General features: G+C 74.9%; 20 protein-coding genes. 13 read left to right on the top strand and 7 right to left on the bottom strand.

Annotated elements, in window-relative coordinates; all coding sequences use genetic code 11:
• Entirely contained in the window at positions 1 to 741 is a 741-nt protein-coding gene (locus ABD665_RS06270) for a TSUP family transporter (protein ID WP_204911740.1), read from the bottom strand.
• Between the two features lie 227 nt (positions 742 to 968).
• On the opposite strand from ABD665_RS06270, the gene ABD665_RS06265 reads away from it, so the two are divergent.
• Positions 969 to 2600: a phosphodiester glycosidase family protein gene (locus ABD665_RS06265; RefSeq protein WP_344741479.1), complete on the top strand. Its 1632-nt coding sequence runs from the start codon at positions 969 to 971 to the stop codon at positions 2598 to 2600.
• Between the two features lie 10 nt (positions 2601 to 2610).
• On the opposite strand, the gene ABD665_RS06260 is transcribed toward ABD665_RS06265, so the two are convergent.
• Both ABD665_RS06260 and ABD665_RS06255 read right to left on the bottom strand, forming a co-directional pair.
• Positions 2611 to 3234: an MBL fold metallo-hydrolase gene (locus ABD665_RS06260; RefSeq protein ID WP_204911741.1), complete on the bottom strand. Its 624-nt coding sequence runs from the start codon at positions 3232 to 3234 to the stop codon at positions 2611 to 2613.
• 49 nt (positions 3235 to 3283) lie between these two features.
• Positions 3284 to 3922: a TetR/AcrR family transcriptional regulator C-terminal ligand-binding domain-containing protein gene (locus ABD665_RS06255; protein WP_204911742.1), complete on the bottom strand. Its 639-nt coding sequence runs from the start codon at positions 3920 to 3922 to the stop codon at positions 3284 to 3286.
• Positions 3923 to 4010: 88 nt separating this feature from the next.
• On the opposite strand from ABD665_RS06255, the gene ABD665_RS06250 reads away from it, so the two are divergent.
• The 3 genes from ABD665_RS06250 to ABD665_RS06240 all read left to right on the top strand — a co-directional run bounded on the left by ABD665_RS06250 (position 4011) and on the right by ABD665_RS06240 (position 7639).
• Positions 4011 to 4736, top strand: coding sequence for an SDR family NAD(P)-dependent oxidoreductase (locus ABD665_RS06250; RefSeq protein WP_204911743.1), 726 nt, complete (start codon positions 4011 to 4013; stop codon positions 4734 to 4736).
• Positions 4737 to 4805: 69 nt separating this feature from the next.
• A complete protein-coding gene (gene uxaC, locus ABD665_RS06245) occupies positions 4806 to 6221 on the top strand; it encodes a glucuronate isomerase (RefSeq protein ID WP_204911744.1) in 1416 nt (471 codons plus the stop codon).
• A gap of 92 nt (positions 6222 to 6313) precedes the next feature.
• Positions 6314 to 7639 (top strand): mannitol dehydrogenase family protein, encoded by a 1326-nt coding sequence (locus ABD665_RS06240; protein WP_344741476.1) that lies wholly within the window; start codon positions 6314 to 6316, stop codon positions 7637 to 7639.
• 9 nt (positions 7640 to 7648) lie between these two features.
• On the opposite strand, the gene ABD665_RS06235 is transcribed toward ABD665_RS06240, so the two are convergent.
• Positions 7649 to 8308, bottom strand: a complete 660-nt coding sequence (locus tag ABD665_RS06235; RefSeq protein ID WP_344741474.1) for a trimeric intracellular cation channel family protein — start codon at positions 8306 to 8308, stop codon at positions 7649 to 7651.
• Between the two features lie 125 nt (positions 8309 to 8433).
• Between ABD665_RS06235 and ABD665_RS06230 the strand changes: the two genes are divergently transcribed.
• Genes ABD665_RS06230 through larC form a run of 4 tightly spaced genes read left to right on the top strand, consistent with a single transcriptional unit; the run spans position 8434 to position 12607 of the window.
• Positions 8434 to 9762: a lactate racemase domain-containing protein gene (locus tag ABD665_RS06230; protein ID WP_204911746.1), complete on the top strand. Its 1329-nt coding sequence runs from the start codon at positions 8434 to 8436 to the stop codon at positions 9760 to 9762.
• Between the two features lie 42 nt (positions 9763 to 9804).
• Positions 9805 to 10683, top strand: coding sequence for an ATP-dependent sacrificial sulfur transferase LarE (larE, locus tag ABD665_RS06225; protein WP_344741471.1), 879 nt, complete (start codon positions 9805 to 9807; stop codon positions 10681 to 10683).
• Positions 10680 to 11399, top strand: coding sequence for a nickel pincer cofactor biosynthesis protein LarB (larB, locus tag ABD665_RS06220; protein ID WP_344741469.1), 720 nt, complete (start codon positions 10680 to 10682; stop codon positions 11397 to 11399). The genes larE and larB overlap by 4 nt, the downstream gene beginning before the upstream one ends.
• The gene (larC, locus tag ABD665_RS06215) at positions 11396 to 12607 is read left to right on the top strand and encodes a nickel pincer cofactor biosynthesis protein LarC (RefSeq protein WP_204911747.1); all 1212 of its coding nucleotides are present in this window, start codon (positions 11396 to 11398) and stop codon (positions 12605 to 12607) included. Before larB ends, larC begins: the two co-directional genes overlap by 4 nt.
• A gap of 343 nt (positions 12608 to 12950) precedes the next feature.
• Here the strand turns inward: larC and ABD665_RS06210 are convergent, their stop codons facing one another.
• Positions 12951 to 14261 carry a YbiU family protein gene (locus tag ABD665_RS06210; RefSeq protein WP_204911748.1) on the bottom strand — a complete coding sequence of 437 codons (1311 nt, stop codon included), beginning with the start codon at positions 14259 to 14261 and terminating at the stop codon, positions 12951 to 12953.
• Positions 14262 to 14375: 114 nt separating this feature from the next.
• Here ABD665_RS06210 and ABD665_RS06205 point away from each other — a divergent pair, with 114 nt between their 5' ends.
• From ABD665_RS06205 to ABD665_RS06190, 4 genes are all read left to right on the top strand, one after another.
• Entirely contained in the window at positions 14376 to 15542 is a 1167-nt protein-coding gene (locus ABD665_RS06205; RefSeq protein WP_204911749.1) for an ROK family protein, read from the top strand.
• 114 nt (positions 15543 to 15656) lie between these two features.
• Positions 15657 to 16262: a DUF4956 domain-containing protein gene (locus ABD665_RS06200; protein ID WP_204911750.1), complete on the top strand. Its 606-nt coding sequence runs from the start codon at positions 15657 to 15659 to the stop codon at positions 16260 to 16262.
• A complete protein-coding gene (locus ABD665_RS06195) occupies positions 16259 to 17023 on the top strand; it encodes a VTC domain-containing protein (RefSeq protein WP_204911751.1) in 765 nt (254 codons plus the stop codon). Before ABD665_RS06200 ends, ABD665_RS06195 begins: the two co-directional genes overlap by 4 nt.
• Positions 17024 to 17095: 72 nt before the next feature.
• Positions 17096 to 18667: a carbohydrate-binding domain-containing protein gene (locus ABD665_RS06190; RefSeq protein ID WP_204911752.1), complete on the top strand. Its 1572-nt coding sequence runs from the start codon at positions 17096 to 17098 to the stop codon at positions 18665 to 18667.
• Between the two features lie 29 nt (positions 18668 to 18696).
• On the opposite strand, the gene ABD665_RS06185 is transcribed toward ABD665_RS06190, so the two are convergent.
• Both ABD665_RS06185 and ABD665_RS06180 read right to left on the bottom strand, forming a co-directional pair.
• Positions 18697 to 19629, bottom strand: coding sequence for an NAD(P)-dependent oxidoreductase (locus ABD665_RS06185; protein WP_204911753.1), 933 nt, complete (start codon positions 19627 to 19629; stop codon positions 18697 to 18699).
• A gap of 67 nt (positions 19630 to 19696) precedes the next feature.
• On the bottom strand, positions 19697 to 20038 hold the full coding sequence (locus tag ABD665_RS06180; protein WP_204911754.1) for an L-rhamnose mutarotase: 342 nt from the start codon (positions 20036 to 20038) through the stop codon (positions 19697 to 19699).
• Positions 20039 to 20230: 192 nt separating this feature from the next.
• Here ABD665_RS06180 and ABD665_RS06175 point away from each other — a divergent pair, with 192 nt between their 5' ends.
• Positions 20231 to 22522 (top strand): family 78 glycoside hydrolase catalytic domain, encoded by a 2292-nt coding sequence (locus ABD665_RS06175; protein WP_204911755.1) that lies wholly within the window; start codon positions 20231 to 20233, stop codon positions 22520 to 22522.
• Positions 22523 to 22524: the final 2 nt, after the last annotated feature.

Genomic DNA, 22524 nt, shown 5'->3' with positions numbered 1-22524 from the left:
TCAGGACTGCAGGAGCAGGAACGCGGCCAGCCCCAGCCCGGCCACGGCGACGACGACCCGGACGACGAGGTCGGGCAGCCGGCGCAGGAGACGCGGGGCGATCGCCGCGCCGACGATCATCCCGGCCGCGAGGGGCAGCGCCGACGTCCACACGACGAGGTCGCGCGCCACGAAGATCACGGTCGCGGCCAGGTTGGCGAGCCCCAGGACGACGGCCCGGAGCGCGGTGACCTTGAACAGCGGTTCCGTGAGCACGAGCCCCAGGACGGCGACGACGAGCGTGCCGGCGGCGGCGCCGAAGTAGCCGCCGTAGACGGCGACCAGGCCGACGACCGCCACGGTGAGCGGGTGGTGCTCGGACCAACGACCCCGGTGGAGCCGTTGCAGCCAGGGCCGGAGCAGCAGGACGAGCGACGCGGCGGCCACCAGCCAGGGCACGACCGCCGCGAAGGTCGACTCGGGCAGCACCACGAGCAGCCCCGCCCCGACCACGCCGCCGACGAGCCCGGCCGCGCCGAACCGCAGGATGCGGGACCGCATGCCCGTCAGCTCGCGACGGGCGGAACCGACCCCGCCGAGCGCGATCCCGGTGAGCGCGGCCGTGTTCGTCGCGTTGGCGGCGAGCGGCGAGAGCCCGACCGCGAGGAGGGCGGGGTAGGACACGACGGACGCCAGACCGGCGCCGTAGCCGGTGAGGCCCGCACCGACCCCGGCCAGGACGAGGAGGAGGACGTGGGTCATGTCCGCGGACGACTTCGCCTCAGGGCAGGACCTCTCGAATGTCTCGTGCGTCGGGGCCGACCCGTCCGGCCGGACCTCGTGCAGGAACCGTAGGCGTTGCGCGTACGGCCCGGATCCTCGTGCACCGCCTCGGACGGGGTCGACCACGGGTTCGTGTCGTCGGCGGTTCATCTGATCGAGGCCCGCCGGACCCTCGCCACCCGTCGGCCGCCGCCCTACGGTGAGCTGTGACCACTCCCCGGAACCGCCGCAGCCTTCGCATCGGCGGCCTGCTCGCCGTCGGCGCGGTCCTCGCCTCGCCCGTCGTCCCGCTCCCGGCGGTCGCGGCGCCGCCGCCGTCGACCTCCTCCGTCGGGCTCCCGCTCGGCCCGTCGGGGCTGACGGAGCAGCGCACGACGACGACCCTGCAGTGGGGCGTCACGCTGACCACGATCGTCCGGGGTGCGGTCGACCCCACGGTGCCGTGGACGGTCGAGGTCGCCGTCCCGTCCGGGCCGGCCTCGCCCGACCCGGACGCGCCGGCCGCGGCGATCGCCGACCGGGCGAGCGCGGACACCCTCGCCGGCCGGCTCCGGACCGCCGGTTTCGAGGCACGCGTCGAGGAGGTCGACACCCCGGCGACGTCCGACTACGCCGGCGGGCGCCTGGGCTGGCGGGTCCGGGTGGGCCTGCTCGCGACACAGGCGGACGGGGACGCCCTCCTCGCGCGGCTGGTGGCGGACGGCTTCGCCGGCAGCACCCGCTACACCGGCTGGGACGGTGGGTCCAGCGCACGCGGACCGTGGCGCGTGCGGCTGCTGACGGTGGACCCGCGCCGCTTCTCGGGGTCCCTGGTCGCGTCGTACGGGCCCGACCTGGAGCGCCGTGAGACCACCAGCGCGCTCGCGCTCGCCGCGGGGGCCACGGCGGCGACGAACGCCGGCTACTTCGTGCTCGATCCCGGGTCGGGGGCCCCGGGCGACCCGGCGGGCGTCGGCGTCTACGACGGCAGGCTGCTGAGCGAGACGGTGGGGAACCGGCCCGGGCTCGTGCTCCGGTCCGACGCGCGGCGCACGGCGGTCGAGCGGCTCCGCTGGTCGGGCTCGGTCCGGGGCAGCCGCGGGCGCACGCTGGCTCTCGACGGCGTCGACCGGGTGCCCGGCCTCGTCCGCAACTGCGGGGGGACGGCCGACGACCTGCCGACGCCGCTGCCGCGGCACGACGTGACCTGCACGGACGACGACGAGGTGGTCGCCTTCACGCCCCAGTTCGGCGGGCGCACCCCGACGGGTCCGGGGGTCGAGGCGGTCCTCGGGCGCGGGTCGCGGGTGGTCGCTGTGCGTCCCGTGCGCGGGGTGGTGCTCGAGCAGGGGCAGCGGTCCGTGCAGGCGACCGGAGACCTGGCCGACGACCTCGCCTCGGTCGCGGTGGTCGGTCGTCGGCTGACCGTGAGGACGGGCCTGGAGGGGCGCGGACGCCGGCTGCTGCGGCCGGGTTCCGGGGCCTTCGTCGTCAACGGCGGGCCGGAGCTGGTCCGTGACGGCCGGGTGCACGTGACCCCGCGTCGCGACGGCTTCGTCCAGCCCTCCCCGAGCGTCTACTACGGCTTCAGCAACCAGCGGAACCCGCGCACCTTCGCCGGGAACGACGCCGCTGGTCGCACGCTGATCGCCACGGTGGACGGGCGCAGCACGACGAGCCTGGGCACGAGCATCGTGGAGACGGCCGCGCTCGCGCGGGCGCTCGGGATGCGTGACGCGCTGAACCTCGACGGCGGCGGTTCGACGACGATGGTCGTCGGCGGCCGGGTGGTGAACGACCCCTCCGACCTGACGGGCGAGCGCCCGGTCGGCGACGCGCTGCTGGTGCTGCCCCGCTGACCGTCCCGGCTCACCGAGCGGGGGGCCGCCAGGGCTCGTGCGTGTGCGCGAGCCAGACCTGCTCGGGGTCGAGCGAGCGGACGAGGAGCTGGCCCTCGGTGGTCGGTTCGTCGAGCTCGCCGGCCCAGACCGCCACGTCGCCGCAGATCACCACCGGACGCCCACCGGTCTCGACGACGACGACCTGGGTGCCGCGGGTGTGGCCCGGTGCGGGGAGGAGCCGGATCCCGGGCAGCACCTCGTGCTCGCCGTCGACCGGCACGTACGTCACGCCGGGGGAGTCGACCCACTCCCGGATCGTGTAGCCCTCCAGCCGGCGCGCGTCCTCGAGCTCCTGACGCTGGACGTAGACCGGGACGCCCGGGAACAGCACGTTCCCGCCGCAGTGGTCGAAGTGCAGGTGCGTGTTCACGACGGCGTCGATCGAGGCGAGGTCGAAGCCCTGCTCGTCCAGCGGCCGCAGGCGGGGGTCCATGTCGGCGACCGCGGGGTGCAGCTCCGTCATGCCGGTGTCGACCAGGACGCGCCCGTCGGGGTGCTCGACCACGTGCACGTAGACCGGCATCAGCTCGCCCTCGGCGACCAGGTCGGCGACGTGGACCGGGGTGATCGTGACGGGGGCGGGGCGGCTCATCGGGCGCCGGCCCGCGCCGCGGTGGTCGACATGGTGGCCATGATCGCGCTCAGGCGGGGGTCGCGGGCCCCGGGGGGTGCGCGAGCGCGGGCAGGACGACCTGGTCGACGACCGAGACGAAGAACTCCCGACCCGCCGGCTCGCCGGTCGCGCCCAGCCGGTGGCCCGACATCGCCGGGATCACCTGCGCGAGCAACGGCACCCTCGGGGCGAGCTCCGCCGCGACCTGACCCCGGTCGACCGCCCGCTGCAGGAGGGCCCGGTAGACCGCCACGTACGGCTCGGTCACCGTCGTCCGGACGGCGTCGGCGAGCCGGTCCGAGCTCCGCGCCGCCGAGGTCAGGCCGGTGAAGATCGCCAGCCGGCGCTCCGGCCCGCCGAGCCAGGGGGAGTCGACCACCGCCAGCAGGTCCGCGCGCAGGGTGCCCTCGTCGGGCAGCTCGTCGGCCTCGGGCGGGCGGCCGGCCGCCTCGACGGCCGCGAGGACGAGGTCGACCTTGGTCGGCCACCGGCGGTAGAGGGTCGTCTTCGCCCGCCCGGCGCGCTGCGCCACGGCGTCGATGGTCACGTGCTCGTACTCCCGCTCGGCCAGCGCGTCGAGCGTCACGGCCAGGATCTGCGCGTCCCGCGACCGGTCGTACGGCCGCCCCGGCCGAGCGACCGGGGTCACGTCGTCCTCGGTGCCCACGGCGTCTCCTCTCGTCCCGAGCGCTTACGCTACTCATCAGTATCGTAATCCGGGGTCCAACGGTCCCGGTCGAGGAGCAGGGGGAGTCGTGGTCGACATCGAGGACGCCGTGGTGCTGGTGACGGGCGCGTCGTCGGGCATCGGGGAGGCGACGGCGCGGGCCGCGGCCGCGCGGGGTGCCCGGCTCGTGCTCGCCGCGCGGCGGGAGGACCGCGTCGCCGCCCTGGCCGACGAGCTCGGGCGGGCGGTGGCCGTCCGGTGCGACGTCACGGACGACGAGCAGGTCGACGCGCTCGTGCGCGCCGCCGTCGACGCCTTCGGTCGCGTGGACGTCGTCGTGAACAACGCGGGCCAGGGCCTGCACGCGAGCGTCGAGGAGACGTCGCTCGACGACTTGCGCGCCCTGCTCGCGCTCAACCTCGTCGCGCCGCTCGCGGTGATGCAGGCCGTGCTCCCGGTGATGCGGGCGCAGGGTTCCGGGACGATCGTCAACGTCAGCTCCGGGACGACCTTCGCGGACGCTCCCGGGACCGGTGCGTACGTCGCGTCCAAGATCGCCCTCGAACGGCTCACCGCCATCGCGCGCGAGGAGCTGCGGGGCACCGGCGTCACCGTGTCGACGATCATCCCGTTCGCGACGGGGACGGAGTTCCTGGCGTCTCTCCGCGACGGTCGGAGCGACGCGGCGGCCGGGCTGGCGGGCGTCGAGCTCGACCGGCCGGAGCAGGTGGCCGAGGCGATCCTCGACCTGGTCGCCAGCGGCGCGGCCCAGGCCGACCTGGTGCCGGTGGCGTACGGAGGCACGCGGTCCTAGCCGCCGCCTCGCCGGGCACCTCCGGGTGACCCGTCGGTCGCGCGGAACGGGGCGGACCAGGATGGGGGCGTGGAGGACCAGACGCTCGAGCCCCATCCGGACCGCCTGCTGCCCGCCGACCCGGGGGTCCGGGCGATCGCCCGTCGGCTGCACGACGCGGTGGCCGGGCTGCCGATCATCTCCCCGCACGGGCACGTGCCGGCGCGCTGGCTGGCGGACGACGTGCCGTTCGCGGACCCCACCGCGCTGCTGATCACGCCGGACCACTACGTCACGCGGCTGCTGCACGCGACGGGTGCCGAGCTGTCGACCTTCGGCGTGGGGGAGGGCCCGCTGGACGAGGCCCGGTCGCGGGCTGCCTTCCGCGCGGTCTGCGAGCGGTGGGGCGTCTTCCGCGGCACGCCCGTGCGCTACTGGTTCGAGAACCAGCTGGCCGACATCTTCGGCGTGGGGCTGCGGCCCGCCGCGGCCACGGCCGACCGGATCTACGACGCGGTCGCGGCGGCGCTGGCCACCGAACCGTTCCGGCCCCGGGCGCTCTACGAGCGGTTCGGCATCGAGGTGCTGGCCACCACCGACGACCCCTGCGACGACCTCTCCGCCCACGCCCTGCTCCGCGACGACCCCACCTGGTCCGGCCGGGTCGTCCCGACCTTCCGCCCCGACCGCTACCTCGAGGCCGCGCTGCCGACCTGGAACGACGACGTCGACCGGCTCGCCGAGGTGAGCGGGACCGAGACCGGCGACTACGCCGGCTTCGTCGCGGCGCTGGAGGCCCGGCGGGCCTTCTTCGTCGAGCACGGCGCCGTGTCGACTGACCACGCCCACACCGACACGCGCACCGACCCCCTCGAGCCTCACGAGGCGGAGCGCGTGTTCACCGCCGCGCGTCGCGGCGAGGTCTCGGCCGCCGACGCCACCGCGCTGCGCCGCCACCTGGTCGCAGAGATGGCCCGGATGTCCTGCGACGACGGTCTGGTGATGACCCTGCACCCCGCCGTCCGCCGCAACCATCACCTGCCCACGTACGAGCGCTACGGGCCCGACGTCGGCACCGACATCCCGGTCGCGGTCGAGCACACGGACGGGCTGCGGCCGCTGCTCAACCGCTACGGCACCCACCCGGGCTTCCACCTCGTGCTGTTCACCCTGGACGAGACGCAGTTCTCGCGCGAGATCGGCCCGCTCGCCGGCTTCTACCCGTCGGTCTACGCAGGGGCTCCGTGGTGGTTCCTCGACGCGCCCGACGCGATCCGCCGCTACCGCGCCGCGGTCACCGAGAGCGCCGGCTTCGCCAAGACCTCCGGCTTCATCGACGACACCCGGGCCTTCTGCTCGATCCCCGCCCGGCACGACCTGTCGCGGCGCATCGACGCCGGCTACGTCGCGGGTCTCGTCGCCGAGCACCGGCTGGACGAGGACGAGGCGTACGAGGTCCTGCACGACCTCGTCGTGACCAACCCGCGGAAGGCCTTCAAGCTGTGAGCACCCGCGAGGTCGGCCCACCGGACCTTCCCGCCACGGGACCGTCGCCGCGCCTGACGCGCGGGCTCCCGGGGTCGCCGCCCGCTCCGCCGGTGCGGGTCGTGCACCTCGGCGTCGGGAACTTCCACCGCGCCCACCAGGCCTGGTACACCGCCCACGCGTCCGACGCCGGCGACTGGGGGATCGCCGCGTTCACCGGTCGGAGCTCCGGGGTCGCGGACGCGCTCGGCCCGCAGGACGGGCTCTACACGCTCGTCACGCGCAGCGCCGACGGCGACGCGTTCGAGGTCGTGGGATCCCTGTCCGAGGTGCGCGCGGCCGCCGAGCACGACCGGCTGCTCGAGCTCCTCGGCCGGCCCGAGGTCGTGCTGGTCACCATCACGGTCACCGAGCGGGGCTACGTGCTCGACGCGGACAACCACCTGGACGCTGCCGACGAAAGGGTGCAGGCCGACGCGGCTGCGCTCCGGGCCGACCCCCGCGCCGCGGTGACGTCGATGCCCGCCCGGCTCGTGGCGGGGCTGGGCGCCCGTCGCGACGCGGGGGCCGGGGCGATCACCGTGCTGTCCTGCGACAACCTGCCCGACAACGGTTCGCTGACGAGGGCGGTCGTGGTGGGGTTCGCGGAGCTGGTCGACGAGACGCTGGCCTCCTGGATCGACGAGCACGTCGAGTTCGCCACGTCGATGGTCGACCGGATCACCCCCGCGACGACCGACGGCGACCGACGACTCGTGGAGCACACGCAGGGCTACGTCGATGCCGACCCGGTGCCCACCGAACCGTTCTCCGAGTGGGTCGTCTCGGGGTCGTTCGCCGCCGGGAGACCGCGCTGGGAGAGCGCGGGGGCCACGCTCGTCGACGACGTCACGCCCTTCGAGCAGCGCAAGCTCTGGCTGCTCAACGGGTCGCACTCGCTGCTCGCGTACGCCGCCAGCGTCCGGGGGCACGCGACCGTCGACGAGGCCGTGGCCGACCCGACCTGCCGGGCATGGGTCGAGCAGCTCTGGGACGAGGCGTGCCGCCACCTGACGCTGCCGCCGACGGAGCTCGCGGCCTACCGGTCCGCGCTGCTGGAACGGTTCGGCAACGCGCGCGTCCAGCACCGGCTGGCGCAGATCGCCGCCGACGGCTCGAGCAAGCTCGGCGTCCGGGTGCTGGCGGTGCTGCGTGCGGAACGCGCCGCCGGACGCGTCCCGACCGGCTGCGCGACCGCGCTCGCCGGCTGGGTCCTGCACCTGCGCGGCGTTGGGGTTCCGGTCCGCGACGCCGGGGCCGACCGAGCCCGGGCAGCGGCTGCGGTCGAGGACCTGGAGGCGGCCGTGACCGGGGTGCTCGAGACCCTCGGGCCCGACCTGGGGTCGGACACCGCGCTCGTCGACGCCGTCACCGCGCAGGCGTACGCGCTCCGGTCCTGACCGCGGGGTTCAGGCGGTCCCGCCGGGCGGCCGGCGCGGGACGCCGCGGGGACGGGGTGCGTTCAGGTGGAAGCGGAGCCCGATCATCCGGACCGCGAAGCAGACGGAGGCCGCGGCCAGCGCGGCCGGTGCGCCGAGGACCCGGTCGACCCCGATGCCGCTGGTCAGCACGACCAGGGCTGCGGCCAGGAGGGCCGGGATCGCGTACAGGCCGGTGCGCAGCACGTCGGGGACCCGGCGGATCAGCACATCCCGGACGGTGCCGCCGCCCACCCCGGTCAGGGCGCCGAGCAGGATCGCCTGGGCCGGTCCGGCGCCGAGCTCGAGGGCCTTGCCGGCGCCGGTCACGGCGAACAGGCTGAGCCCGGCCGCGTCGAGCACGTGCATCGAGACCCGCAGCCGGCGCAGCTCGCGGCTGAAGAGGAAGGCGAGCAGGCCGCCGGCCCCGGCGACGGCGAGGTAGCGCCAGTCGACGAACGTCGCCGGCGGCAGCGCGCCCAGCAGGACGTCGCGCACGATGCCCCCGCCGACGGCCGTGATGATCCCGAGGGTCAGGACGCCGACGAGGTCGACGTCGACGACCCGGATGGCCGTGAGGGCACCGTTGAGCGCGAAGGCGAAGGTGCCGACCAGGTCGAGCACCAGCAACACCGAGAGGTCACCGGGCACCAGGACGGTCTACCGCACGACGGGCGGTTCCGTGGCGTCGCCGCTCGTTGCCGGTCGTTGCCGCTCGTTGCCCGGTCAGCGGTCCGTCGCTTGAACGGGGTCGCGGCCGCGGGCATCGTGGCGTCGTGGCCACCACGACTGCGGACCGCCCTGCCGGGGACGAGGCGTACGGGACCGACCCGGGCGATCCCGCCGCGGCCCGCACGATCGGCGGGCCGGGGGAGCGGCTCGGCGCCGAGCAGGTGCGCGGCTTCGTGCTGGACGCGCTCGCCGACGCGGACCTCGACGGCGCCCGGGTGTGCCTGGTCGTCCCCGACGCCACCCGCACCTGCCCGCTCCCGCTGCTGCTGGGTGCGGCGCGCGACGCGCTCGCCGGTCGGGCCGCCGAGGTGACCGTCGTCATCGCCCTCGGCACCCACCACGGCATGAGCGAGGAGCAGCTGGGCGCGCACCTCGGCTACGCGCCCGGCCGGTCCGAGGAGACCTATCCGGGCTGGCGGATCCTCAACCACGAGTCGCGGGTGCCCGAGACGTTCACGTCGCTCGGGACCATCGGCCCCGAGCGGCTCGCCGAGCTGACCGGCGGGCTTCTGGCCGACACGGGCGTCGAGGTCCAGGTCAACCGGCACGTCGCCGAGGCCGACGTCGCGATCGTCGTCGGTCCCGTCTTCCCGCACGAGGTGGTCGGCTTCTCGGGCGGCAACAAGTACTTCTTCCCCGGCGTCTCCGGCCAGGAGCTGATCGACCTCTCGCACTGGGTCGGAGCGTTGATCACCAGCGCGGAGATGATCGGGACGTCCGGCGTCACGCCCGTACGGGCCTTGATCAACGAAGCCGCGGCCATGATCGACGCCCGCCGCCTCGCCCTCTGCCTGGTCGTCGCCTCGGGCACGGACACGCTGCACGCGGCCGCCTTCGGCACCCCGGAGGACGCCTGGGCCGCCTGCGCCGAGGTGTCGGCGCAGACCCACGTCACCTACCTCGACGCCCCGGTGCGCCGGGTGCTGTCGATCATGCCCACGCGGTACGAGGACATCTGGACCGCGGCCAAGGGCTTCTACAAGCTGGAGCCGATCGTGGCCGACGGCGGCGAGGTGATCGTCTACGCGCCGCACATCACCGAGATCTCGGTGATGCACCCGCAGATCCGGGAGATCGGCTACCACAGCCGGGACTACTTCACGGGCCAGTGGGAGCGTTTCCGCGACCAGCCGTGGGGCGACCTCGCGCACTCCACCCACCTGCGCGGCCAGGGCACGTGGGACCCCGAGCACGGCGAGCGCAACCGCGTCACCGTGACGCTGGCGACCGGCATCCCGCGCGAGGTGGTCGAGTCCGTGAACCTGGCCTACCTGGACCCCGCCGAGGTGGACGTGGCCGCGTACGAGGCCGACCCCGACACGTTCGTCGAGCCGCACGCCGGCGAGGTCCTCTACCGGCTCCGTCCCCGGTGAGCGCACCGCCGCGTCGGCCGTCCGGGCGACGATGATGGGGTGGTGCCCGTGAACAGCAGCCTCGACGTCTCCCCGGAGACCTCCGCCGACCTCTCCGTCGAGGACCGGGCGCTGGCGGCGGTGAGTACCGCGCTGCAGGGCGTGAACCGGCTCGGCGTCGCCTTCTCCGGCGGCGTCGACTCCTCCGTGCTGCTCGCCGCCGCGGTCCGGGTGCTCGGGCCGAGCCGGGTCGTCGCGATCCTCGGGGTCTCCCCGAGCCTGGCCTCCGACGAGCGTGCCGCCGCGCACGAGGTCGCGCAGGTGATCGGTGCGGCCCTGGTCGAGGTGGCGACGGACGAGGGCAGCAACCCGGCCTACGTGGCCAACGGGCCGGACCGCTGCTTCCACTGCAAGAACGAGCTCTTCACCAAGATCTCCGACGAGGTGGTCGCCACGTACGCGCTCGACGCGGTCGCGTACGGGGAGAACCTCGACGACGCGCAGCGCCCGGACCGGCCCGGCAGCCGCGCCGCCGTGGAGCACCGCGTCCTGGCCCCGCTCCGCGACGCCGGGCTGGACAAGGCCGCCGTACGCGCGGTCGCCCGGGCCTGGGCGCTGCCGTGCGCGGAGAAGCCCGCGGCCCCGTGCCTGGCCTCGCGCATCCCGCACCACTCCGAGGTCAGCCCGGAGAAGCTGCGCCAGATCGACGTGGCCGAGAGCGGGCTGCGCCGTCTCGGCCTCGGCGACTTCCGGGTGCGCCACCACGACGACATCGCCCGCCTCGAGCTGCCGGGGGACGACCTGGCGCGCGCCGCCCAGGAACCCCTGCGCAGCGCCGTCCGCGAGGCGGTGCTCGCCGCCGGGTTCCGTTACGTCGTGCTGGACCTCGGCACGATGCAGCCGGGCGCCTTCACCCTGACCGTCCTGCAGGGTCACGCGTGAGCGCAGCCGATCCCGGCCCCTCGGAGCTGTCGGCGTTCGCCGAGCTCGACCTGGGCCGGCAGGACCGTCGCGGCTACCCCGAGGCCGTCTACTGCGCGGGCAAGACCCCCGAGCAGGTCCGGCAGATCGCGCTGGCCGTCGCCGAGCGGCCCGACGTCGTCACCCTCTTCACCCGGGCCAGCGAGGAGCACGCCGCCGCCGTCCACGCGGCGCTGCCCGACGCGGCCTGGGACCCGGACGCCCGCCTGCTCGCCTGGCCCCCGGAGATCCCCGGCGGCACCGGTGGGCTCGTCCTCGTGCTCGCCGCCGGCACGTCCGACCTGCCGGTCGCGAGGGAGGCCTGGCTGACCGCCCGCTACCTCGGGCGCCGAGCCGAGCTCGTCGTCGACGTCGGGGTCGCCGGGCTGCACCGGATCCTCGGCAAGCTCGACCTGCTCCGCTCCGCGCGCGTGGTCGTCGTCGCGGCGGGCATGGACGGCGCGCTCCCGAGCGTGGTCGCGGGCCTGGTGCGGGCGCCCGTCGTCGCGCTGCCGACGTCGGTCGGCTACGGGGCGTCGTTCGGGGGCGTGGCCGCGCTGCTGACCATGCTCAACAGCTGCGCGCCCGGCGTCAGCGTCGTGAACATCGACAACGGCTACGGCGCCGGCCACCTGGCCGCGCAGATCGCGGAACCGTCGCCCGACGAGGACCGGCAGCACGAGCAGGACCGCGCGTGAGGCACCTCTGGGTCGACGCCTCCGCCGGGGTGGCGGGGGACATGCTGCTCGGCGCGCTCCTCGACGCGGGCGCCTCGCTCGTCGCGGTGCAGCGCGCCGTGGATGCGGTGGTCGCGGGCTCGGTCACCGTCGAGGTCCAGCCGGTCACCCGCGCCGGGATGCGGGCGACCAAGGCGGACGTCGTCATGCGGGTCGACGACCCCCCGCACCGCGACTGGCGGACGATCCACCGGATGCTCGCCGAGGCCGACCTCGACGAGCGCGTCCGCCTCGACGCCACGCGCGTCTTCGCCGCGCTGGCCGACGCGGAGGCCCGGGCGCACGGCATCGACGCGGAAGACGTGCACTTCCACGAGGTCGGCGCGCTCGACTCGATCGCCGACGTGGTCGGGGTCTGCGCGGCGGTCGCGGACCTCGGCGTGCAGACGCTGAGCGCGGGCGAGGTCGCGGTGGGTTCGGGGACCGTCCGTATGGCGCACGGGCGGATCGCCGTGCCCGGGCCGGCGGTGGTCGAGCTCTCGCGCGGCTGGCGCGTCCGGGCCGGCGGCGAGGGCGAGCTGACGACGCCGACGGGGATGGCCCTCGTGACCACGCTCGGCGACGCCTGCGAGGACCTGCCGTCGATGACGGTCGAGGGGTCCGGGACCGGTGCCGGCACGCGCGACGTGGCCGGGCGGCCGAACGTCACCCGGGTGTTCCTGGGCGAGCGCGAGGCCGCGACCGCGACCGCGTCCGAGGGCACGCCCGCCGTCGTGGTCGAGGCGAACGTCGACGACCTCGATCCCCGGCTCTGGCCCGGCGTGCTGACGGCCCTGATGGCGGCCGGCGCCCAGGACGCCTGGCTGGTGCCGGTCCTGATGAAGAAGGGCCGCCCCGCGCACACGCTGCACGTCCTCTGCGCCCCCGACGACGCGGCGCGGCTCCGCGACGTGGTCTTCGCGCAGACGTCGACGATAGGCGTACGGCAAGCGCCGACGACGAAGTTCATGCTGCCGCGGGTCTGGGTCGACGTGCAGGTCGACGATCACGCGGTCCCGGTCAAGATCAGCCACGCGGGCGGCGTGATCATCACGGCGACGCCGGAGTTCGACGTTGTCGCCGCCCTGGCCCGGACGACCGACCGGCCCGAGGTGGCCGTGATGGCGGCGGCGGTGACGGCCGCCGCGGCGGCGGGCCTGGTTCCGGGGGCGCCGCTGCCCCCGGCCTAGCCCTCCGCGTCGTGGACCAGGAGCGAGCCCGTCGGCCGGAGCTCGTCCCCCTTCCCGTCCGTCCCGGCTCCGGCCACGCGCTCACGCTGCGGAAACGCCCCCTGAGCTCGTCGAAGGGCCACGACGTGGTCGGCGTCTTCGCTGGGCCGACCTCTGCGAGGCCCTTCGACAGGCTCAGGGGGCGTTCCGGGGGCGCGAGGAGGACCAGACGGGTCAGCGGGTGCCGGAAGCATCGCTGCCGGATTCTGCTCAGAATCGCCTCCTCGATCCCGCCGCCGGTCGCCGCTGAGCGTGCGCTCGGACGGTCGGGTGGATCGAGGGGGCGTTATCGAGCACGATCTCGTCAGAGGCCGAGGCCGCGCCGCCCGACCTCGTTGAGGTCGTCCGGCTGGAAGCGGTTCGCCCAGCTCGCCTCGTAGTTCTCCTCGGGGAAGTCGTGCGGGCTGTTGCCGGCCAGGAACGCCTCACGGACGAGGCCGGCGTACGCCTCGTTCTTGGTGCACTGCGGCGCAGCCGGGATGTAGATGACGTTGCCCCAGCCCTGCTGGTCGGTGACGGGTGCGACCGCGTGGATCATGTCGCAGTGCCACCAGACCGAGTCGCCCGGCGCGACGTCGGGGATGCCGGACAGGGCCCGGGTGAGGATCGCGTGGTAGCGCTCGTTGACCGGGAACGTGCGGTTCGGCTGGACGCCGCACATCTCCTCGTCGGGCACGTCGTCGAGGAGCGGGCGAAGCATCAGGTAGGCCATCGCCTTGGGGATCGGCACGGTGTGCAGCACGCCCTGGTCGCGGCGCATCTCGCTGAGCGCGGTCCAGCCCTGGAACGTGCGGAAGGCCGAGCACATCGTCGAGCCGGGGAACTGCGTGGCCTCCGTCCGGTAGGCCGCGTCCCACGGGTCGTACGCGGCCACGTCGCCGGAGAACAGGTGCCGGAAGTGCTGCTGGTAGCCCTCGGTCATCCAGAGGTCGAGGGTCCCGGGGTCCAGGTGGGTGCCGAGCCCGCCCGAGGTGGCGCCGGGCGGACGGCGGCGGATCCGGTCGGGGTAGAGGGTGTCGACCTCCGGGTCGAACCACCGCCGACCCTCGCTCTCCGACGTCCAGCGGCGGTTCAGGAACGCCTGCACCGTGGCCATCCGCGCGTCCTGCCGGGCCTCCATCTGCGCGCGCGACCAGTAGATCGGGTAGATCTCGGGCTTGCTCATCTCCGAGCCCAGCGAGCCGAAGAAGTCGTCGGCGGGACCGGCGTACGTCTTGAAGAAGTGGTTGGACTCGACGTAGTCGACGACGTCGGCGTCCCAGCGCTCGGCCTGCTCGCGGGGGAAGTGGCCGCGCACGACGGCGCAGCCGCGACGGCGGACGAGCGCCAGGGTCTCGTCGGACACCCGGTCGGCGGCGATGTCGGCGTAGTCGATCACGGGCCACACCTCCTCGCCGCGGGCCCGGGTGGCCTCGATGTCGGCGATCTCCTCCTCGAGGAACGCCTCGACCTCCGCGACGACCTGCGCGACCGTGCGTCCGGAGGCCTCGATGCGGGCGCGGATCGCGGCCTTCACCTCGGCGGTCGCGGCCGGGATGTCGTCGGGGATGCTCTCCCAGTGCGGCAGGCCCGTCAGCGGGCTGACGGGGGCTGACGGAGCGGCGGTGCTGGTCATGCGGGGCCTCCTGGGTCGAATAGTTAGGACTCTTTCTGGTTCCTGGTCCCGGACTCTAGAGGAGCACCCGCTAATCTGCAAGGACTCCTGACAGATCCGACCCCGAAGGTGCCGATGACCGACGTGCAGGACGCTCCCCGGGCGTCCCTCGCCCTGCTGCGCCGCATCACGGACCGGCACGTGGTCGAGCAGCTGCTCCAGACCGAGGCGCTGACCCGCGCCGACATCGCCGCGGCCACGCAGATCTCCAAGCCCACCGTCTCGGAGAGCGTGCGCCGCCTCGAGCGGGACGGGGTCGTCACCGAGGCGGGAGCCGCGCCGTCGGGGCGGCGCGGGCCGGCCGGGGTCCGCTACCGCCTCCGCTCCGACCTGGGGGTGGCCCTGGCGCTCGAGGGGGGGCCGGACGGGCTCGTCGCCGAGCTCCTCGACGTCCGGGGCGAGGTGCTCCGCCGGGTCGAGCGGGAGACGCCGAGCCCCGTGGCCGCCGCCGCCCTCGAACCGCTGCTCCTCGCTCTCGTCGACGACGCGACGGCCGGGTCGCCCGGCCCCGTGCGCGCCTGCTCGATCTCGCTCGCCGGGCCGGTCGACCGTGCGTCGGGACGGCTCGTGCACCTGCCGCACTCGCCGTTCCTGGTCGACGAGCTGGACCCGCGGGCGCTGCTCGCGCCGCTGCTCGACGCCCTGGCCGGCGCGGACGTCGACGTCGACAACGACGTGAACTGGGCGGCGCTGGCCGAGCACGACGCGGGTGTTGCGGCGGGGCTGGACGACTTCTGCTACCTGCACCTCGGCCACGGCCTCGGCGGCGCGGTCGTCCAGGGCGGGCGGCTGGTCCGCGGCCACAGCGGCCTGGCCGGCGAACCCGCGCACGTCCTGACCACGGGTCCGGACGGGCGGGCGATGCGGCTGGGGGAGTGCTTCGGGGCGCTCGGCCTGCTGCGTCCGGGCTCGGACACCATCGACGTACGTGCGGTCGTCGACGCCCTCGCGGCCCGGTCCGACGAGGACCGGCGCCGGGGCGACGCCGTGGTGGACGCCGTGGCCGGTGCCCTCGCCTCCGTGGCGGCGCTGCTCGACCCGGCCGCGGTCGTGGTCGGCGGACCCTGGGCGGGCGCGCCGGGCTTCCTCGACCGGCTCTCCGCCCGGACCGACGCGCTGCTCGTCCCGCCGACGCCGGTCGTCGCGGCCTCCCTGGGCCCCGCCGCTCCGCTGCTCGGCGCCCGGGTGGCGGCGCTGCGCGCGCTGCGGACGCGCCTGTTCGACCAGCCGGACCCGGCCTGAGCGGGGCCTGCCCCGGGCGCGGGAGGCGCACAGTCGACGTACAGGGAGGAGAGGCCGCGCGAACAGCCCGGTCGGGCTAGATGGGCGCAGCCACCCCAGCCCCAGGAGACTCCCGTGCCGGCCTTCACCCTCTACGTCGCCGACGTCGTCGCGATCTGCGTCCTCGTCTTCGTGTTCTTCCTGCCCCGCCACCGCAAGCCCGAGCTCGTGGTCGCGATCCTCACCGCGAACGTCGGCGTGCTCGCCGTGTCGGCGGCCCTGTCGACCTCGACGATCGGCGCCGGGCTCGGCCTCGGGCTGTTCGGGATCCTGTCGATCATCCGGCTGCGGTCCCAGGAGCTGACCCAGAGCGAGGTCGCCTACTACTTCGCCGCCCTCACCCTGGGCCTGCTCGGCGGGCTCGACCAGGCGCCGTCCTGGGTGGACCTCGCCCTGATGGCCGCCGTCCTGACCGCGATCGGCGTGGGCGACGCCTCGTGGGTGCGGGGCCGCGTGTCCACGAGCCAGGTGGTCGTGGACCGGGCGTTCACCCGGCCGGCTGATGCCGCCGCCTACCTGTCCGCCGTGCACGGCCTCTCGGTCGCGTCGGTCAAGATCCTCCGGACCGACCTGGTGAACGACACGACGGCCGTCGAGCTCCGCCACGCGCCGGCGACCACGGAACCGGACGACCTGCGCGAGCCGGCCACACCCGCTGACCGCGTCCTCGCCCGTCGATGAGCACCACGAGCCTCGGGGCCGTGACCGACCTCGACCTCGCACCGATCAGCCTCGACGAGCTCGTCGACCGGGCCGCGCTGCTGACCCGCGTGGACCGGAAGTACGTGCTGCCCGTGGACCGGGCGCGCGAGCTGCTGCGGGAGCTGCCGGACGGCACCCGGGTGCTGGAGATCGACCACCGTCGCGAGCTCGGCTACCGCTCGACCTACCTCGACACGGCCGAGCGGACCAGCTACACCGACGCCGGGCGCTCCCGCCGGCGGCGGTGGAAGGTGCGGACGCGCAGCTACCTGGAGACGCGGACGTCCTGGCTGGAGGTCAAGACCCGGGTGGCGCGGGACCAGAGCCACAAGCAGCGGGTCGAGCACGCCCCGCTGTCGTCGGGCTCATGGCTCGGCGTCGAGGGGGCGGGGTTCGTGGCCGCCGTCCTGGACCTGCCGACCGCGGCCGCGCTGCGGCCGGTCCTCACGACGCACTACCGGCGGTCCACCCTCTACCTGCCGGGCTCGGGCACCCGGGCGACCGTCGACGTCGACCTGGCCTGGGAGTCGCTGCCCGACCACCGCGTGCTCGAGCGGCCCGGCCTGGCCGTGGTCGAGACCAAGACCGGCGCGACGCCGTCGGAGGTGGACCGGCTGCTGTGGCGCCACGGCCACCGCCCGGTCCGGCTGTCCAAGTACGGCCTCGGCATGGCCGCCCTGCACCCCGAGCTCCCGCCCCTGAAGTGGTATCGCGCCCTGCACCGCCACCTCGCGCCCTGACCCGTACGCCGACCCGACCTGACCCGACCCGACCACCCGACCTGACCCGACCATCACCGATCGGAGCACCTCGTGCCCTCACCCTTCTCCCGACCCCGACGGGCCCTCGCGGCCCTCGCCCTCCTGCTGGCCGTCGCCACCGGCTGCAGCGCGACAGGCTCGACCACCGACGACACGACGACCACCGGCTCGAGCACCTCATCGACCGTCACGGCCGCGACGTTCACCACCCCCGCCGACACGCACGCGGACGCGGGCGACGGGGACTGGAGCGCCGACGGGGCGACGAAGGTCGTGCTGAAGGACGGCGGCACCACCGTCGACGGCGACGGGGCGACGGTCCAGGGCGACGTCGTCACGATCAGCCGGGCCGGGACGTACGTCGTCTCCGGAACCCTCTCCGACGGGCAGGTCCTCGTCGCCAGCCCGGGCGACGGGACGGTGCAGGTCGTGCTCGACGGCGCCTCGATCACCTCGACCAGCACCTCGCCGCTCGTCGTCTCCGAGGCCGACGAGGCCGTCGTCGTGCTCGCGGACGGGACCAACAGCACGCTCGCCGACGGCGCCGGGTCGGGGGCGGACGACGAGGAGACGGACGCCCCGACCGCCACCCTCTTCTCGATGGCGGACCTCACGGTCGCCGGCGGCGGGACGCTGAAGGTCACCGGAGCGAGCAACGACGGCATCGCCAGCAAGGACGGCCTGGTGATCCTGTCCGGGACCGTCGACGTCACGGCGGCCGACGACGGCGTCCGCGGCAAGGACTACCTCGTGGTCGAGGGCGGCTCGCTGACGGTCGACGCCGGCGGCGACGGGCTGAAGGCGGACAACGAGGACACGGCCGAGCCCGGCTGGTTCCAGCTGGACGCGGGGACGGTCACCCTGACCGCGAAGAGCGACGGCGTCGACGCGGTGGGGGCGATCAACGTCGCCGCGGGCACCCTGACGGTGACCGGCTCGGAGGAAGGCCTGGAGGCGGCGCGGATCACGGTCGCCGGCGGGACGGTGGACGTGACGGCCACCGACGACGGCCTGAACGCGACCGACGGGCTGGTCGAGGGCGGCGGCGAGGACGTGCAGGACGGCGTGCTGCTGACGATCAGCGGTGGAGACGTCCGTGTGGGCGTCGCGCAGGGCGACGGCATCGACTCCAACGGCTCCGCGATCATCACCGGCGGGACCACGGTCGTCGAGGCGGGCTCCGCCGGGGGCGGCGGCACCGGGTCGGTCGACGTGAACGGCGACTTCCCCGTGGACGGCGGGACGCTGGTGGCCCTCGGCGGCATCTCGACCTCGCCCGCGACGAGCTCCACCCGGGGCTGGGTGGCGGCGTCGTTGAGCACCCCGGCCACCGCTGGGCAGGTCGTCGTCGTCGCGTCCGAGGACGGGACCGTGCTCGCGCGCCAGGCGGTGGACCAGACGACCTCGGCGCTCGTCGTCGCCGCCGACGGCATCACCAGCGGGCAGACGTACGCGCTGTTCGTCGGCGACGCCGCCGGTGCGACCGGCTTCTCCACGGGCGGGACGACCGAAGGGCTGACGGCGGCGGGGACGGTCACGGCCGGCGTCGCCACGGCGGGCGGGGGACGTGGGGCGGGCGGCGGACCGCGCGGTGGCGCAGGCGGTGCACCGACGCCGCGCTGAGCGCCGTCCCGGTCTGGCCGGGTGCGCGCTCAGGCGCCGGTGTGCACCACGTTCGCCAGCGGCTCGCCGGCGGCGAAGCGCTCGAGCTGCGCCTTGACCAGCCGGTCGGCGCGCGGCGGGAAGGCGGAGCTGGCGCCCCCGACGTGCGGGGAGATCAGCACGCCCGGCGTGCGCCAGAGCGGGTGGTCCGGCGGGAGCGGCTCGGGGTCGGTCACGTCGAGCGCGGCGCGGAGCCGCCCCGAGCGGGTCTCGGCCAGCAGGGCGTCGGTGTCGACCAGCCGCCCACGGGCGACGTTGACCACGAGCGCCCCGTCCGGGAGCCGGGCCAGCGCGGTCGCGTCGACCAGACGCTCGGTCGCGGGCGTCAGCGGCGCGATCACGACCAGCACGTCGGCGTACGGCAGCAGCGCCGGAAGCTCGTCGACGCTGTGGACCTCGGGCTCGGACCGGGGGCGGCGCGCGACGCGGGTGACCGAGGCGACCTCGAACCCCCGGAGCCGGGCCTCGATCGCCTGCCCGATGTGCCCGTAGCCGAGGACCAGGACGCGCAGGTCGGCCAGCGCGGTGCCGGGCACCGGCCGCCAGGCGCCGTGCTCCTGCTGGCGGGCGTAGACGTCCAGCTGCCGCCCGCTCGCCAGGATCAGCGCCAACGCCAGCTCGGCGGTGCTCGCGTCGTGCACGCCGGCCGCGTTGCACAGGGTCACGCCCGGCGCCACGTACGGGAGCACGTCGTCCACCCCCGCCGTCAGCGTCTGCACGACGCGCAGGGACGGCAGGCCGCGCAGCACGTGCGGGCCCTCGGGGCGCATGTAGGGCAGGACGACGAGCTCCACCTCGTCGGCGGAGGAGGGCGGGTCGTCGCCGTCGGCCCGGAAGCAGTCGACCTCGAGCCCCGCAGGCAGGCCGCCGAGCCGTCGTCGTGCCTCGTCGAGGTCGGCGTAGGGGAGCCACACGCGTGCCACGGGCCGATCCTCTCCCAGCCCGCCCACGGCCGGGTCCCCGTCCCGTCGGGAGGTGTCGCCTTCGGGCTCAGCCCCGGTCGCGCCCGGCGGTGCCGCCCTCGAGGTGGAACACCTCGGGCAGGACCTCCCACGCCTGGTCCGGGGCGCCGTCGCTCGCGAACAGGGCCGCGACGGAACGCTGCCACCGGTCGTTCACCGGGGTGGCCTGGATCGCGCGCTGCACCGTGTCGAGGTCGTCCGCCTCGACGTAGCCGACCAGGGTGCCGTCCGGGGAGACGAAGAGCGAGTAGTGGCGCCAGCCGGCCTCGGTCAGCGCGTCGAGCATCTCGGGCCAGACCTCCTGGTGGACCCGCGTGTACTCGGCGACGTGCTCGGGCCTGACCCGTCCGCGGAGGCAGTAGCGGGGCACGTGGTCTCCCGTCCTCGTGTCCGGACCCACCGGAGCGGTTGAACCGTACCAGCGACGTCCCCGGCGAGCCCGTTACCCCGGTGCGACGGCTCGGGGAGCGCGATGGTTGACAGCCCGACGCGACGATGATTGCCTCGACTAGAACGTTTCATCTCGCGTTCTCACCCGCTGCCGTTCTCACCGAGGAGTGCCATGCCCGACTGGTCTGCCGTCCTGATCTCGCCCGACGAGGACTTCGACGGCGCCCCGCTGCTGCGCCGGGAGGTCGCGCTGGACGAGGGTCACGGGGCCGTCGTCCGGGCCACCCTGCTGATCACCGCGCAGGGGGTCTTCGAGGCCTTCCTGAACGGTCGCCCCGTCGCCGACGAGGTGCTCAGCCCGGGCTGGTCGAGCTACGAGTGGCGGCTGCGCTACCGCGAGCACGACGTGACCGCCCTGCTCGGCGACGACCCCACCGGACCCGTCGTCCTCGGGATCGCGCTCGGCAACGGCTGGTTCCGCGGGCGGCTGGGCTGGAACGGCGGCCGGGCCTACTACGGCGACGAGCTGGGCGCCTTCGCGCAGCTGGCCGTCGAGTTCGCGGACGGCCACGTGCAGACCGTGGTCACCGACCGCTCCTGGACCGCCGGGCCCTCCGCCGTCCTTGCGAACGACCTCTACGACGGCCAGACGATCGACGCCCGCCGCCGCGACGACGCGTGGCTGCGGCCCGGGCACGTCGACCCCGCGTGGGTCGGGGTCCACGAGGGCACGCTCGACCTCGGGACGCTCACCCCGTACGTCGGCCCGCCCGTGCGCCGCATCGCCGAGGTGGCCCCGGTCGAGGTGTGGACGTCGCCGGCCGGGCGCACGCTGGTGGACTTCGGCCAGAACCTCGTCGGCTGGCTGCGCGTCCACGTCCAGGGCCCCGCCGGCACGACGGTGACCCTGCGCCACGCCGAGGTGCTGGAGCACGACGAGCTGGGCACCCGTCCGCTGCGGAGCGCGCTGGCCACGGACACGTTCGTGCTGAGCGGCGCCGCCGACGTGTTCGAGCCCACCTTCACCTTCCACGGCTTCCGCTACGCCGAGGTGGAGGGCTGGCCGGGCGAGCTCGCGCCGGAGGACCTGACCGCGGTCGTGGTCTCCTCCGAGCTCGAGCGGACGGGGGAGTTCAGCTGCTCCGACGAGCTCGTCAACCAGCTGCACCGCAACGCGGTCTGGGGCACCGTCGGCAACTTCCTCGACGTGCCGACCGACTGCCCGCAGCGCGACGAGCGCCTGGGCTGGACGGGCGACATCGCCGCGTTCACCCCGTCCGCGGCCTACCTCTTCGACGTACGCGACTTCCTGCGCGACTGGCTGCGCGACGTGGAGGCCGAGCAGCGGGCCGCCGACGGCATGGTCGCCTTCGTCGTCCCCGACGTGCTCAAGCTCGTGCTGGCCCGCGACCCGGGGGCCAGCTCGTTCCCCGACCCCGACTCCACCGCGGTGTGGAGCGACGCCGCGGTCTGGGTGCCGTGGGCGCTGTGGCAGGCGTACGGCGACCGCCGGGTCCTCGAGGACCAGTTCGGCTCGATGACCGCGCACGTGCGCCGGGTCGAGTCGCTGCTGTCGCCGAGCGGGCTGTGGGACACCGGCTTCCAGTTCGGCGACTGGCTGGACCCGACGGCGCCGCCGGAGGACCCGCTGCTCGCCAAGGCGGACCCCGGCGTGGTGGCCACGGTCTGCCTGTTCCGCAGCGCGACCCTCGTCGCGGAGACCGCGGCCCTGCTCGGTCACGGGGACGAGGCGCACTTCCGCGAGGTCGCGGAGCGGACCCGGACCGCGTTCGTCGAGCACTACGTCGACGCCGACGGCCGCATCACCAGCGACGCCGTCACGGTCTACGCGCTCGCCATCGCCTTCGGCGTGCTCGACGCCGACCGGCAGGCGCAGGCGGGGGAGCGGCTGGCCGAGCTGGTCCGCGAGGGCGGCCACCACATCCAGACCGGCTTCGCGGGCACCCCGTTCGTCACCGACGCGCTGACCGTCACCGGGCACCTGGACGACGCGTACGCCCTGCTCCTGCAGCGGGAGTGCCCGTCCTGGCTCTACCCGGTGACGATGGGCGCGACGACGGTCTGGGAGCGCTGGGACTCGATGCTGCCCGACGGCACCATCAACCCGGGCGAGATGACCAGCTTCAACCACTACGCCCTGGGCGCGGTGGTCGACTGGCTGCACCGGACGGTCGCCGGTCTCGCCCCGCTGGAACCCGGCTACGCCCGGGTCCTGGTGGCGCCGCAGCCCGGGGGCGGGCTCACCTGGGCCAAGACCTCGCTGCGGTCCCCGCACGGCCCGGTCGCGGTCTCCTGGTCCGTCGCCGACGGGGGTGCGCTCGAGCTCGACGTCACCCTGCCCGAGGGCGTCAGCGGCGTCGTCCGGCTGCCCGGCGAGCAGGACCGGGAGATCGGCTCCGGAACGCACCACCTCACCGGCCAGGTGGCGGCGGCCCTGGTCTGAGT

The sequence above is a fragment of the Microlunatus spumicola genome, assembly GCF_039536445.1.
Lineage (GTDB): Bacteria > Actinomycetota > Actinomycetes > Propionibacteriales > Propionibacteriaceae > Microlunatus > Microlunatus spumicola.
This window is presented reverse-complemented; position numbering and strand designations above follow the sequence as displayed.